Source organism: Kibdelosporangium philippinense (assembly GCF_021390435.2).
In the GTDB taxonomy this organism is placed as follows: domain Bacteria; phylum Actinomycetota; class Actinomycetes; order Mycobacteriales; family Pseudonocardiaceae; genus Kibdelosporangium; species Kibdelosporangium philippinense.
The window spans coordinates 2186879-2199891 of record NZ_JAJVCN010000003.1; the positions used below are offsets into that span (position 1 = coordinate 2186879).

Below are 13013 nucleotides of genomic sequence, written 5' to 3' on the forward strand. Positions count from 1 at the left end.
CCGACTCGCAAAGGAGTGCGTGATGGCTTACCCGCTGTCGTCGCAACCCAGCCGCATGGCCACTTGGTACAGCGCCGATGGGCGCTCGATGCGACGGGCGGGTCTGGCACAGCGATGACCGCTCCGATCGAGGTCACGGACTCCGACAAATCGGCACAACCAGAAGCCGTACTGGAAGGAGTCAGCCGCAAACAGATCCAGGGCCGGTCACTTGGCCGGATCGCGTGGATACGGCTCAAGCGCGACAAGGTCGCGATGGCCGGCGGGGCCATCGTCCTGCTGCTGATCCTTGTCGCCATCTTCGCCCCGCTGATCGTCAAGCTGCTCGGGCATCCGCCGAACGAGTTCCACCAGGACCTCGTCGATCCGACGATCGGCAAGCCGTACGGCGCCTTCGGCGGCATCAGCTGGGACTTCCTCTTCGGCATCGAGCCGACCAACGGCCGTGACCTGTTCAGCCGGATCGTCTACGGCGCGCAGGTCTCGATGCTCGTCGGGTTCCTCGCCACCCTGGTCTCGGTGATCATCGGCACCGTCCTCGGCGTGATCGCCGGCTACTTCGGCGGGTGGATCGACACACTGATCGCCCGCACCATGGACGCGTTCCTGGCCTTCCCCCTCCTGCTGTTCGCCATCGCGCTGGCCGGGGTGAGCCCGAACGACCTGCTCGGGCTGACCGGCAACGGGCTGCGGATCGCCATGCTCGTGTTCATCATCGGCTTCTTCAGCTGGCCGTACATCGGCCGCATCGTCCGTGGGCAAACGCTTTCGCTGCGCAAACGTGAGTTCGTCGACGCGGCGCGCAGTCTCGGGGCTCGAAGTCCGTACATCCTGTTCAAGGAGATCCTGCCGAACCTGGTGGCGCCGATCCTTGTGTACTCGACGCTGATGATCCCCACCAACATCCTGTTCGAGGCGGCACTGTCGTTCCTCGGCGTCGGGATCAACCCACCCACACCGTCGTGGGGCGGCATGCTGACCGACGCCACCAGGCTGTACAGCGTCGCACCGCACTTCGTGATCGTCCCCGGTCTCGCCATCTTCGTGACCGTGATGGCCTTCAACCTGTTCGGTGACGGCCTGCGCGATGCGCTCGACCCACGCGCCCGATGACCTTGCGTCGCACACCTGGCGACAGTGAAAGGAAACCGATGAGGAAAACCAATACCCGGATAGCGGCTGTGTCCGGCGCAGTCGTCCTAAGCCTGGTGCTGGGCGCCTGCGGTGGCGACAGCGGAGGCAACGGCGGCACGACCGGCGGAGCGGCCGCGTTCGATGCCGGCTCCAAGGGCATCGTCAACGCGTCCGACAAGAAGGGCGGCGTGCTGAAGTTCGCGGTCAGCGACGACTTCGACTCGACCGACCCCGGCAACACCTACTACGCGTTCGGCAACAACTTCATCCGCCTGTACACGCGTACGTTGATGACCTACACGTCCAAGCCCGGTACCGAGGGCGCCGAGCCTTCGCCGGACCTGGCCGAGGCGCCAGGTGTGCCGAGCGACGACAGCAAGACGTGGACGTACAAGCTCCGCAAGGGCATCAAGTACGAGGACGGCACCGAGGTCAAGGCCAGGGACATCAAGTATGCCGTCGCCCGTACGTTCGACCGCGGTGTGCTGCGCAGTGGTCCTGGCTACTTCAAGAGCCTGCTGGCAGCTGACGGCTACCAGGGTCCGTACAAGGACACGAACCTCGACAACTTCAAGGGCGTCGAGACCCCGGACGACTACACCGTCGTGTTCAAGCTGAAGGACTCGTTCTCCGAGTGGAACGAGCTGGTCAGCTTCAGCGGCCAGACCGCGCCGGTCCCGCAGGCCAAGGACACCGGTGAGCAGTACGCGCTGCACCCGCTGTCGAGCGGCCCGTACATGTGGGAAGGCAACTACAAGCCCAAGCAGGGTGGCGCGCTGGTGCGCAACCCGAACTGGGACCAGGCGACCGACTCCAACCGCAAGCAGCTGCCGGACCGGATCGAGGTCGCGGCTGGCGTGAACGCGGAGGAGCTGGACAACCAACTGCTTTCCGGTGACGTGCAAGTCGAGCTCGCCGGTTCGGGTCTGCAGGAAGCCGCCCGTCAGCGCGTGCTCGCCGACCCCGCGCTGAAGGCCAACGCGGACAACCCGTACGCCGGTTTCCACTGGCTGATCCCGATCAACATGAAGAACATCCCGAACGTGGAGTGCCGCAAGGCGATCATCTACGCAGCCGACCGTGACGCCATGTGGCGTGCCTACGGTGGTGACGTGGGTGGCGAGATGGCCACGTCGATCATGCCGCCGATCATCCCCGGCCGCGAGGCGAGCAACATCTACCCGATCGGCCAGGGCTACAAGGGTGACGAGGCCAAGGCCAAGGACGCACTGGCCAAGTGCGGCCAGCCGAACGGCTTCGAGACCACGATGATCTACCGCAGCAACCGGCCGAAGGAGAAGGCGACCGCTGAGGCTGTGGAGCAGTCGCTGGCCAAGGTCGGCATCAAGCTGACCCTGAAGGGCTACCCGGCCGGTTCGTACACCACCGACCAGCTCGGCTCGCCGTCCTTCGTGGCGAACGAGAAGGTCGGCCTCGGCACCTACGGCTGGGCAGCTGACTGGCAGAGTGGCTACGGCTACGACCAGGCGCTGACCGACGGCAAGGCGATCCTGCCGAGCGGTAACTCCAACGCCGCCGAGCTGGACGACCCGCAGATCAACCAGTGGTGGAACGAGGTCGTCAAGATCGACAACGCCGCCGAGCGCGAGAAGATCTACAACCAGATCGACCGCAGGGCCCTCGAGCTGGGCGCGTACTTGCCGAACGTCTACGCCAAGTCCTTGCTGTACCGGCCGACGAACCTGACCAACGTGTACTTCCACGTCGGTTTCGGTATGTACGACTACGCCAACCTCGGCGTGTCCTGACAAGTCGCATCGGTCAGCTGAAGGAGTGAAGGCACCGGGTGGCCTGCGCGAGCCCGCGCAGGCCACCCATGGCCGCATGCTGTGATCGCTTATATCGTTCGTCGACTCGTCGGCGCGATCGCCCTCTTGCTGGTGATCAGCGCCGCGACCTTCGCGATCTTCTTCCTCGTCCCCCGCATCGCCGGGGTGACGTCGGACGATCTCGCCGCCCGGTTCGCGGGTAAGTCACCGACACCGGAGACCGTGCAGGCCATCAAGGAACGGTTCGGCTTCGACAAGTCGGTCGCCGAGCAGTACGGGATGTTCATCAAGGCCGTGGTGTCCGGTGACACGTACGTCAGCGGCACGAGGACAATCGACTGCCCGGCACCGTGTCTCGGCTATTCGTTCCGCACCAACCAGCCGGTGCTCGAGGAAGTGCTCGGCAGACTTCCGGTGACACTGTCCATCGTCATCGGTGCCGCGATCATCTGGCTGATCTCGGGTGTCGGCGTCGGTGTGCTGTCCGCGCTGAAACGCGGCACGCTGATCGACCGGTCGACCATGGCGATAGCACTGGCCGGTGTGTCGCTGCCGATCTTCTTCACCGGCCTGTTGTCGCTGACATTCGTTGTGCACCAATGGGGTCTGCTACCCCCGGTGAAATACACGCCGTTCCTCGACAATCCCGGGTTGTGGGCGCAAGGGCTGATCCTGCCGTGGATCACGCTGGCGTTCCTGTTCTCCGCGATCTACGCCCGGCTGACGCGCGCCGGGATGCTGGACACCCTCGGCGAGGACTTCGTCCGCACGGCGAGAGCCAAGGGCCTGCGGGAGCGGACCGTGATCGGTAAACACGCGCTGCGCGCCAGCCTCACGCCGATCCTGACCGTGTTCGGTCTTGACGTCGGCCTGCTGCTCGGCGGCGCCGTGCTCACCGAACGGACCTTCTCGCTCAAGGGACTCGGTCAGCTGGCACTCGACGGAGTGATCCAGAGTGACCTGCCCATGGTGCTCGGCGTGGTGATGTTCGCGGCGCTGTTCATCGTTCTGGCAAACCTGGTGGTCGACGTCCTCTACGGCGTCCTCGACCCGACTGTGAGGCGCTAGCTGATGGGAACCCCCAACACCGAGCTTTCCGGTGACGAGCTGGCCACGGCCGACGCCGCACGCAACCTGCCGTCCGCGTTCCTCGAGGTACGTGACCTGCGGGTGCACTTCCCGACCGACGACGGCATCGTCAAGTCCGTCGACGGGCTGTCGTTCAGCCTCGACCGGGGAAAGACGCTGGGCATCGTCGGCGAGTCCGGCTCAGGCAAGAGTGTGACCAGCCTGTCGATCATGGGCCTGCACAAGCAGGGCTCAGCCAAGATCACCGGCGAGATCAAGCTGGACGGCGAGAACCTGGTCGGCGCCGATCCGGAAGTGGTGCGCCGCAAGCGCGGCAAGAACATGGCGATGATCTTCCAGGATCCGCTGTCGGCGATGCACCCGTTCTACACGGTCGGCAACCAGATCATCGAGGCGTACCGGGTACACCACGACGTGTCCAAGGCCGCGGCCCGCAAGCACGCGATCGACATGCTCGACCGCGTCGGCATCCCGCAGCCGGACAAGCGCGTCGACGACTATCCGCACGCGTTCTCCGGCGGTATGCGCCAGCGCGCGATGATCGCGATGGCGCTGGTGTGCGACCCGGAGCTGCTGATCGCCGACGAGCCGACCACCGCGCTGGACGTGACCGTGCAGGCGCAGATCCTCGATCTGATCGTCGACCTGCAGAAGGACTTCAACTCCGCGGTCATCATCATCACGCACGACCTCGGCGTGGTCGCCGAGCTGGCCGACGACATCATGGTGATGTACGCGGGCCGCTCGGTGGAGTACGGCACGTCGCACGAGATCTTCTCGTCGCCGCAGCACCCGTACACCTGGGGCCTGCTCGGCTCGATGCCCCGGCTCGACCGGGAACGCACCGAGCGGCTGCAGCCGATCAAGGGCACGCCACCGAGCCTGATCAACGTTCCGACAGGCTGCCCGTTCAACCCCAGGTGCGCGTACGGGGAGCTCAACGGGGACCTCAGCACCACGGAGCGCCCCGAGTTCCGCGAGATCAGTCCTGGACACCGGATCGCGTGCCACCTCTCTGGCGAAGAGCGCCAGCGGATCTGGAACGACGAGATCAAGCCGAAGTTGTGAGTCGATGAGCGAACTGACCTCTCCCACCGCCCCAGCCGAGAAGACGAGGGAAACCCTGCTGTCGGCATCGGGACTGCAGAAGTACTTCCCGATCCGCAAGGGCCTGCTGCAGCGGGTCCAGGGCCACGTACAGGCCGTGGACGGGCTGGATTTCTCGGTGCAGAAGGGCGAGACGCTCTCCCTGGTCGGCGAGTCTGGCTGCGGCAAGACCACGACGGGACGGCTGCTGACCCGGCTGCTCGAGCCCACCGCGGGCAAGATCGTCTTCGAGGGTGAGGACATCACCCACATGTCACAGGGCAAGCTGCGCCCGTTGCGCCGTGACGTGCAGATGATCTTCCAGGACCCGTACTCGTCGCTGAACCCGCGGCACACCGTGGGTGCGATCGTCGGCGCGCCGTTCAAGCTGCAGAAGGTGCAGACCGAGAACGGCGTGAAGAAGGCCGTGCAGGAACTGCTCGAGCTCGTCGGACTGAGCCCCGAGCACTACAACCGCTACCCGCACGAGTTCTCCGGCGGTCAGCGGCAGCGCATCGGCATCGCCCGTACGCTCGCGTTGAAGCCCAAGCTGATCGTGGCCGACGAGCCGGTGTCCGCTTTGGACGTGTCGATCCAGGCGCAGGTGGTGAACCTGCTTGAGGATCTGCAGAACGAGCTGGACCTGACGTACGTGATGATCGCGCACGACCTGTCGGTGGTGCGGCACGTGTCCGACCGGGTCGCGGTGATGTACCTCGGCAAGATCGTCGAGATCGGCGAGCGCACCGGCCTCTACGAGACGCCGATGCACCCGTACACGATGGCGCTGCTGTCCGCGGTGCCCGTGCCGGACCCGGAGCGCAAGGCCAAGCGTGAGCGGATCCGGTTGAAGGGCGACGTGCCGTCGCCGATCAACCCGCCGTCCGGCTGCCGGTTCCACACCCGGTGCTGGAAGGCGCAGGAGATCTGCAAGACCGAGGAGCCCGTCCTGCGCGAACTGGCGCCCGGCCGCAGCGCCGCGTGCCACTTCCCGGAGAACACACCGGATTCGGACCACACCGTCAAGGTGGTGTAGTCCGCATCGCGCGAAAAGGCCCTCGTCATCGACGGGGGCTTTTTCGCTAACCTAGGTGAAATGCTCGACGAAGCCGTCTTCTCCAGCGCGGATCTGCCTGCGGCAGAACGGTTTCCGGCCTGGCGTGACGTGATGGCCAGCCTGCATGCCCCGATGGACCTGACCAGCGATTACGCCGCGGATTTCGATGCTCGGATGCGGGTCATCGACCTCGGCGGGATGGTGGTGTGGCCTGCCACGTTCGATCCGCTGACGTTCCGGCGCAGCCGCAAGCTGATCCGCCAGTCCGACCCGGAGACCGTGCACTTGTCGTTGCTGCTGCAAGGAAGTGCGGGCATGCGGCTGGACCGGCACGAGAAGACCTGTGACGTCTTGGACATCCATACGAACGACTCGTCCCGGCCGTACGAGATCACCACGGGTGACGCCAGGATCAAGTCGATCGGCGTCGAGATCCCCAAGGCACTGCTGCCGCTTCCCCGCCACCAGGCCGAAAAAGCGGTGGGTTTGCCGATGTCCGGGAAAGATGGGATCGGCTCGCTGCTGACCCATTTCCTGACCCAGCTGACCTCGGACACCGCTGCCTACCAACCATCGGACGCGCCACGGCTGGGGACCGTGCTCACGGACCTGGTGGCCGCGGTGTTCGGGCACGCACTCGACCGGCCGGTTGTGCTGGAGTCGCACAAACGGACGCTTGTGTTGCGTATCAAGGACTTCATCCGGCGCAACCTGCACGACCCGGCGCTGAACCCTGGCATGATCGCGGCTGCGCACCATATCTCGCTGAGCTACCTGCACCGGCTGTTCCGCGAAGAGGCCGAGACCGTGGCTGCCTGGATCCGTGTGCAGCGCTTGGAAAGCGCCCGCCGGGACCTGGCCACGGGCACCGCGCCCATCCATGCCGTCGCCGCACGGTGGGGTTTCGTGCGGGCAGCAGACTTCACGCGGGCGTTCCGGGCGGCTTATGGCGTGGCGCCTAAGGAATACCGGGCTAGTGCTTCTTGACTTCGATCGCGGTGCCGATCGTGCCTCCCCAGTCGATGCACGAATCGGCGGCGGCGAGGTACACCGGACCGGCGACGTCGGTGTACGCGCCGGGGTCGTTCGCCCATTTGTCCTCGCCGACCTTGCGGATGAACGCTTCCATGAAGGTCGGCTCGTCCGCGGCCGCGCGGACCGTCACCACGCAGTGCATTTCGGTCGCGGAGTTGTAGGTGAGATAGACGGTGCCACGTTTGTCCGGGAAGTCCTTTTTGTCGACAACGAGGTAACCATCACCGCACTGTTCGCAGTATGTGTTTCCCAGTCTCACGCCTACCAGGATCACCGGGACGGACCAGAAAGTCCTTAGCGCTCAGAACACGGGTTCTTGGCGCAGAGTGAACTCAGCGCTGGCTTGACTCCCGGACGGTCAGCGACACCGGCAGTACCTGCCGACGCTGCTCCGGCGGCTGCCCACCGAGCAAGTCCAGCAGCATCTCCACCATCTGGGTCACCTGCTCCGCGGGCTCCTGATGCACGGACGTCAACGGCGGGTCCACGGCCAACGCCAGCTTCGGGTTGTCATCGAAGCCCACGACAGCCACGTCCTCCGGCACGCGACGACCTGCGGCCTTCAGCGCCCGCATGGCCCCAACCGCCATCGGGTCACTTGCCGCGAACACCGCGTCCAGCCCAGGTTCCCGTTCCAGCAGCTTCACCATCGCCGCCTCGCCGCCGGTCTGCGTGAAATCACCGTTCTCGGCCCGGCCGTTGGTCGGCAGCCCCTTCTCCGCCAGGGTTTCCCGCCACCCAGCCAGTCGGTCGATCGCCGCGGGGTGGTCCTGCGGGCCGCATACCGTCACGATGTTTCGCTTGCCGACGCTCAGCAGGTGCTCGACTGCGAGCCGGGCGCCTGCCGTGTTGTCGTAGTCCACTGTGTACAGGTCCGAGCTTGATCGGCCGGGCCGTCCGCCGAACACCACGGGCACCCGCAACAGCTTCAGCGCGACCGGCAGCGGATCGCCGCTGTGCGGGGCGAAAACCAGCGCTCCGTCGACGTGGCCGCCGTCGAGGAACTTCATCGTCCGTGGGATGTCGTCGGGGGCGTCGACGAACATCACGAGCATCTGGCTGCCCCGGTTGGCCAGCTCGCGGAACGCCGCCCGCATCACGATCAGGAAGTACGGGTCGTCGAGGACTTTCGACTCGGGCTCCGACAACACCAGGGCGACCGCGCCGGTGCGTTTGGTGACCAGCGATCGGGCCGCCTGGTTCGGGGAGTATCCGAGGTCTCGCGCGGCCGCGAGCACGGCCTCCCGAGCCTTGGAGCTGACGTACATTTCCTCGTTCAGCGCGCGCGACGCGGTCGAGCGGGAGACACCCGCGTATGCCGCGACATCCTCGAGCGTCGGCCGGTCTTGAGTTGACCCCACCTGTAGAGCATAGGCTACCGGGGTCGAAAGATACTGTCACAAAAGCGCCTGTTCACGAGAAGATCTGAAGCATTATGGAGCTCGGACAGGGACATTTGAAGACGATCATCGCAGTGGCAGAGTGCGGCAGTATCGGCAGGGCCGCGGTCCGGCTCGGCCAGAGCCAAGCCGGGGTCAGCGGCAACGTCCGGCGGATCGAGAAGTACTTCGGCGGGGAGTTGTTCCACCGGTCGGCTGAGGGCGTACGCACGACACCGTTGGGTGACTGGGTGCTGGTGAAGGCCAGGGCATTGGCCGCGGATATGGACAAACTGGTGTCGTCCGCGCGCAGTGTGGCCGGCGGGACTGAGCGACTTCGAATCGCGGGCCAGCCGTGCTCGACGATGCTCGCGTTGATCCCGTTGCTGCCGCGGGATGTCGAGGTGCGAGTGGACCATTCGGCTGACTGGCTGCTGCAGCAACTCAAGGCTGGGTTGCTGGATGTCTGCGTCACGGCCGAGCCTGCCGGGTTCACCAAGCCGGATGGCGTGCACAGTCAGGTGATCACCGATGAGCCGTGCGTAGTCGGTCTGTCGCGGCTCCATCCGTTGGCCGCCAAGCCTCGCATCGATCTCGTCGAGCTTTCGGACGCCGACTGGGTCGACAGTCCTTTTGGTAACAGTGGTTTGCGGCTGGCGTGCCAGCAGGCGGGTTTCGAGCCACGGGTGCGGTACTGGATCGCCGATCCAGGGGCCGCCCATCTCGTCGTACGTTCCGGGCGCGCGGTCGGTTTGTTCACCCGTGGTGACGGCATCGTTCTCCGGCCTTTGGAAGGCAATCCGGTGTCCCGGCGGACCGTTTTGTACTGGCGTGCCCCGGCTTCGTCATTGATTCGGCGGTTAACCAACGTTACAGTGAACAACCGCACAGAAAGCCGTTTCTAGGCTTTCATCTGGCCGTCTGGTCATCGTGTTTTCCTATGCCCAAAGGTTTTCCGCTGCTCGGCCGCAGCTTTTCCCGGCACCGCGCGGATAACTTCGATGCCATGTTGAGCAGACGAAAACTGCTGATGACCGGCGCGGCCGCGGTGGCAGGCGGCGCGGTGATCGGCTGGAACGCACTCGCCGCCCAAACCGACTTCGACGAGATCTACGCGGGCCGCCGAATCCACGGCAGGGGCGAACTCATCTTCATCGACGGCGACAACGTGCACGTCATGCGCAATGGCGACGGCTCGTACAGCACCTCTATCAACCACTACGAGTCGTTCACCTCACTGCGTGACGCGGCCAGGAGCGCCGTGGACACGCTCGGCGATCTGCGACCGGTCCTGCACGCGCACTGAAAAGAGGGGATTATCAATGGGGGTTCGCAAGAACCAGCAGAACCTGACCGCGGCCGAGAAAACAAATCTGGTCAACGCCTTGCTGGCGATCAAAAGATCCGGCACGTACGACACGTTCGTCCGGCAACACATCGACCGGCTCAACGCAGACAGCGACAACGGCACCAGGATCGGCCATCGATCGCCGTCCTTCCTGCCGTGGCACCGGAAGTTCCTGCTCGAGTTCGAACGCGCACTGCAGGCCGTGGATGCGTCAGTCAACCTGCCGTACTGGGACTGGTCGACGGCAGGCGCCGGATCGTCCTTGTGGGCGACGGACTTCATGGGGCCCAACGGAAGCTCCTCGCAGAACGGCCGAGTCACCAGTGGTCCGTTCGCGGGATCCGGTTGGCCGCTGTCGGTGCGTAGCGACTCCGCCGGATTCCTGCGCCGAAGCTTTGGCGCGGGCGGTGTTTCGCTGCCGACGGCCCGGGATGTCCGGACAGTGCTCGACATTCGGACGTACGACACTGTGCCGTGGAACAGCACATCGGCGAGGAGCTTCCGTAACAGCCTCGAAGGCTTCCGCGGGCCGAACTTGCACAACCGCGTGCATGTCTGGGTGAACGGAACGATGGCCGGCGCGGGATCGCCGAATGATCCGGTCTTTTGGCTACACCACTGCCATGTCGACAAGTTGTGGGCGGATTGGCAGCTACGCAACGGCAGAAATACCTACACTCCAGTGTCGGGCACCGCCGATGTCGTGGACATTAACGAAGTCATGCAGCCGTGGGGAGATGTCACACCACGGGACATGCTCGACCATTCCTCGCACTACACCTACGAGTGAGGGTGGTCTTCACGGCATAAAGATCACAACGCTCCGCGATCGGTCGTACACAGGGTGTTTTCCTTGTACGCCAATAGGTTGACATGGTCGCGATCCGGTAACACGATCGTGGATAACGTCGATTTATGGGCCAAGCGTCCACCCTGGACCCTTCCTACGGGAGTTGCCCATGAGCGCCGCGATCCGGCCGCCAGAGGCCGCAACGCCGATCTTCCGCAATGGCTTCGCCACGACCGCCCTCGCCTTGGGCATCGTCGGCATCGGGTTCGGGCTGTCCGTCTTGTTCGGACTGCTCGCGACCATTTTCGGAGCACTGGCCGTACTCTTCGGGGTCATCGGGTTCGTTCGGGCGCGCAAGGGCCGGGCCACCGATGGCGGGATGGCCGCCATCGGTGTGATCGCCGGGCTCATTGCCGTGCTGATCGGGATCGGGGTCATGGTCGGCCTGCCCGACCAGCCCGATTCCCTGAGTTCTATCGGTTTGCTCGGTTGATCGCCGAGACGACGGCCCGCAGCGAGGCCGTCACGATCGACGAGTCGACGCCGACGCCCCACAGCACACGGTCGCCGACCGCGCACTCGACGTAAGCAGCCGCGCGCGCGTCATCGCCAGCAGTGAGAGCGTGCTCGGTGTAGTCGAGGACCCGGACGTCGTAACCCACGCTGGCCAGGCCGTCCACGAACGCGGCGATCGGGCCGTTGCCGTTGCCAGTGATCTCGTGTGGGTCGCCTTCGACGTGCACGACCGCGGAGATCTCGTCGTGGCCACGGCCGTCGTCAGCCAGCCGGTGCCGTTCCAGCGACAGCGGTGACGTGTTGCCGAGGAATTCGGCCGCGAACATGTCCCACATCTGGGTCGGGCTGACCTCGCCGCCCTCGGTGTCGGTCATCTTCTGCACCACGCCGGAGAACTCGATCTGCAGCCTGCGCGGCAGGTCAAGCTGGTGCTCGGTCTTCATCACGTACGCGACGCCGCCCTTGCCGGACTGCGAGTTCACCCGGATGACCGCTTCATAGGTTCGGCCGACGTCCTTCGGGTCGATCGGCAGGTACGGGACCTCCCACTCGAAGTGGTCGACCGGGGTGCCCGCCTTGTCGGCGGAGTCGCGCAGTGCGTCGAAACCCTTGTTGATGGCGTCCTGGTGGCTGCCGGAGAAGGCGGTGAATACCAGGTCCCCGCCGTACGGGTGACGCTCGGCCACGGGCAGCTGGTTGCAGTACTCGACCGTACGGCGGATCTCGTCGATGTCGGAGAAGTCGATCTGCGGGTCGATGCCCTGGCTGAACATGTTCATGCCCAGCGTGACCAGGCAGACGTTGCCGGTGCGCTCGCCGTTGCCGAACAGGCAACCCTCGATCCGGTCGGCGCCAGCCTGGTAGCCCAGCTCGGCGGCCGCGACGCCGGTGCCGCGGTCGTTGTGCGGGTGCAGCGACAGGATCACCGAGTCGCGGCGCTCCAGGTTGCGGTGCATCCACTCAATCGAGTCGGCGTAGACGTTCGGCGTGGCCATTTCCACGGTCGCGGGCAGGTTGAGGATCACCGGCCGCTCCGGTGTCGGCTTCCAGATCTCGGTCACCGCGTTGCACACCTCGGCGGCGTACGACAGCTCGGTGCCGGTGTAGGACTCCGGCGAGTACTCGAACCGGAAGTCCGTATCCGTGTACTTCTCCGCCAGCTCGGCCACCATTTCGGCGCCGGACGTGGCGATCTTCTTGATGCCCTCGCGCTCCTCGCGGAACACCACGCGGCGCTGCAGGATCGAGGTCGAGTTGTAGATGTGCACGATCGCCTTGTTCGCGCCCTCCAAGGCCTCGAACGTGCGCTCGATCAGCTCGGGACGGCACTGCGACAGCACCTGGATCCGTACGTCGTCCGGTACCGCGTTCTCGGTGATGATCTCGCGGACGAAGTCGAAGTCGGTCTGGCTCGCGGCAGGGAAGCCGACCTCGATCTCCTTGTAGCCCATCTTCACCAGCAGCTCGAACATCCGGCGCTTGCGGGCAGGCGACATCGGGTCGATCAGGGCCTGATTGCCGTCACGCAGGTCAACCGCGCACCAGAGCGGGGCCGTGGTGATCTTTCGGTCCGGCCAGGTGCGGTCGGTCAGCGTCACGTCCTCGACCAGCTCGGCGAACGGCCGGTAGCGGTGGAACGGCATCGAGGAGCCGAGCTGGGCGTTCCAACCGGGCTGGTCCGCCGGCGCCGGACGGGCTGGCCTGCGGATCTTGGACGAACGGAAGTCGGGATTCGTGGTCATCGAAAGAGGTCTCCAGCTTCATCAGCGGACAACCGGCGGCAACGCTG

The 13013-nt window shown here is 65.2% G+C and carries 13 protein-coding genes; 10 read left to right on the forward strand and 3 right to left on the reverse strand.

Features of this window, described 5'->3' with window-relative positions:
* The first annotated feature begins 114 nt into the window (after window positions 1–114).
* From LWC34_RS42340 to LWC34_RS42365, 6 genes are all read left to right on the forward strand, one after another.
* Complete coding sequence (locus LWC34_RS42340) at window positions 115–1113, forward strand: ABC transporter permease (protein ID WP_233730827.1); 999 nt, start codon at window positions 115–117, stop codon at window positions 1111–1113.
* Window positions 1114–1151: 38 nt separating this feature from the next.
* Window positions 1152–2903, forward strand: coding sequence for an ABC transporter substrate-binding protein (locus tag LWC34_RS42345; RefSeq protein ID WP_233730828.1), 1752 nt, complete (start codon window positions 1152–1154; stop codon window positions 2901–2903).
* 81 nt (window positions 2904–2984) lie between these two features.
* Window positions 2985–3992 carry an ABC transporter permease gene (locus tag LWC34_RS42350; protein ID WP_233730829.1) on the forward strand — a complete coding sequence of 336 codons (1008 nt, stop codon included), beginning with the start codon at window positions 2985–2987 and terminating at the stop codon, window positions 3990–3992.
* A 3-nt stretch (window positions 3993–3995) separates the two neighbouring features.
* Window positions 3996–5081 (forward strand): ABC transporter ATP-binding protein, encoded by a 1086-nt coding sequence (locus LWC34_RS42355; RefSeq protein ID WP_233730830.1) that lies wholly within the window; start codon window positions 3996–3998, stop codon window positions 5079–5081.
* A 4-nt stretch (window positions 5082–5085) separates the two neighbouring features.
* The gene (locus LWC34_RS42360; protein ID WP_233730831.1) at window positions 5086–6135 is read left to right on the forward strand and encodes an ABC transporter ATP-binding protein; all 1050 of its coding nucleotides are present in this window, start codon (window positions 5086–5088) and stop codon (window positions 6133–6135) included.
* A gap of 60 nt (window positions 6136–6195) precedes the next feature.
* Window positions 6196–7143 carry an AraC-like ligand-binding domain-containing protein gene (locus LWC34_RS42365; RefSeq protein WP_233730832.1) on the forward strand — a complete coding sequence of 316 codons (948 nt, stop codon included), beginning with the start codon at window positions 6196–6198 and terminating at the stop codon, window positions 7141–7143.
* On the opposite strand, the gene LWC34_RS42370 is transcribed toward LWC34_RS42365, so the two are convergent.
* Window positions 7130–7450 (reverse strand): hypothetical protein, encoded by a 321-nt coding sequence (locus LWC34_RS42370; RefSeq protein WP_233730833.1) that lies wholly within the window; start codon window positions 7448–7450, stop codon window positions 7130–7132. The genes LWC34_RS42365 and LWC34_RS42370 overlap by 14 nt on opposite strands.
* Window positions 7451–7523: 73 nt before the next feature.
* On the reverse strand, window positions 7524–8552 hold the full coding sequence (locus LWC34_RS42375; protein ID WP_233730834.1) for a LacI family DNA-binding transcriptional regulator: 1029 nt from the start codon (window positions 8550–8552) through the stop codon (window positions 7524–7526).
* Between the two features lie 95 nt (window positions 8553–8647).
* On the opposite strand from LWC34_RS42375, the gene LWC34_RS42380 reads away from it, so the two are divergent.
* From LWC34_RS42380 to LWC34_RS42395, 4 genes are all read left to right on the forward strand, one after another.
* Window positions 8648–9475, forward strand: coding sequence for a LysR family transcriptional regulator (locus tag LWC34_RS42380; protein WP_233730835.1), 828 nt, complete (start codon window positions 8648–8650; stop codon window positions 9473–9475).
* Between the two features lie 101 nt (window positions 9476–9576).
* Window positions 9577–9876: a tyrosinase family oxidase copper chaperone gene (locus tag LWC34_RS42385; protein ID WP_233730836.1), complete on the forward strand. Its 300-nt coding sequence runs from the start codon at window positions 9577–9579 to the stop codon at window positions 9874–9876.
* Between the two features lie 16 nt (window positions 9877–9892).
* The gene (locus LWC34_RS42390; RefSeq protein ID WP_233730837.1) at window positions 9893–10708 is read left to right on the forward strand and encodes a tyrosinase family protein; all 816 of its coding nucleotides are present in this window, start codon (window positions 9893–9895) and stop codon (window positions 10706–10708) included.
* 169 nt (window positions 10709–10877) lie between these two features.
* On the forward strand, window positions 10878–11201 hold the full coding sequence (locus tag LWC34_RS42395; RefSeq protein WP_233730838.1) for a hypothetical protein: 324 nt from the start codon (window positions 10878–10880) through the stop codon (window positions 11199–11201).
* On the opposite strand, the gene leuA is transcribed toward LWC34_RS42395, so the two are convergent.
* Window positions 11182–12966, reverse strand: a complete 1785-nt coding sequence (gene leuA, locus LWC34_RS42400; protein ID WP_233730839.1) for a 2-isopropylmalate synthase — start codon at window positions 12964–12966, stop codon at window positions 11182–11184. The two genes, LWC34_RS42395 and leuA, sit on opposite strands and share 20 nt — an antisense overlap.
* Window positions 12967–13013: the final 47 nt, after the last annotated feature.

Bases quoted from the DNA above. Each gene is read 5' to 3' on its own strand.
- LWC34_RS42340 (WP_233730827.1), top strand. From the start codon at position 115: ATGACCGCTCCGATCGAGGTCACGGACTCCGACAAATCGGCACAACCA.
- LWC34_RS42345 (WP_233730828.1), top strand. From the start codon at position 1,152: ATGAGGAAAACCAATACCCGGATAGCGGCTGTGTCCGGCGCAGTCGTC.
- LWC34_RS42355 (WP_233730830.1), top strand. From the start codon at position 3,996: ATGGGAACCCCCAACACCGAGCTTTCCGGTGACGAGCTGGCCACGGCC.
- LWC34_RS42360 (WP_233730831.1), top strand. From the start codon at position 5,086: ATGAGCGAACTGACCTCTCCCACCGCCCCAGCCGAGAAGACGAGGGAA.
- LWC34_RS42365 (WP_233730832.1), top strand. From the start codon at position 6,196: ATGCTCGACGAAGCCGTCTTCTCCAGCGCGGATCTGCCTGCGGCAGAA.
- LWC34_RS42385 (WP_233730836.1), top strand. From the start codon at position 9,577: ATGTTGAGCAGACGAAAACTGCTGATGACCGGCGCGGCCGCGGTGGCA.
- LWC34_RS42390 (WP_233730837.1), top strand. From the start codon at position 9,893: ATGGGGGTTCGCAAGAACCAGCAGAACCTGACCGCGGCCGAGAAAACA.
- LWC34_RS42395 (WP_233730838.1), top strand. From the start codon at position 10,878: ATGAGCGCCGCGATCCGGCCGCCAGAGGCCGCAACGCCGATCTTCCGC.
- leuA (WP_233730839.1), bottom strand. From the start codon at position 12,966: ATGACCACGAATCCCGACTTCCGTTCGTCCAAGATCCGCAGGCCAGCC.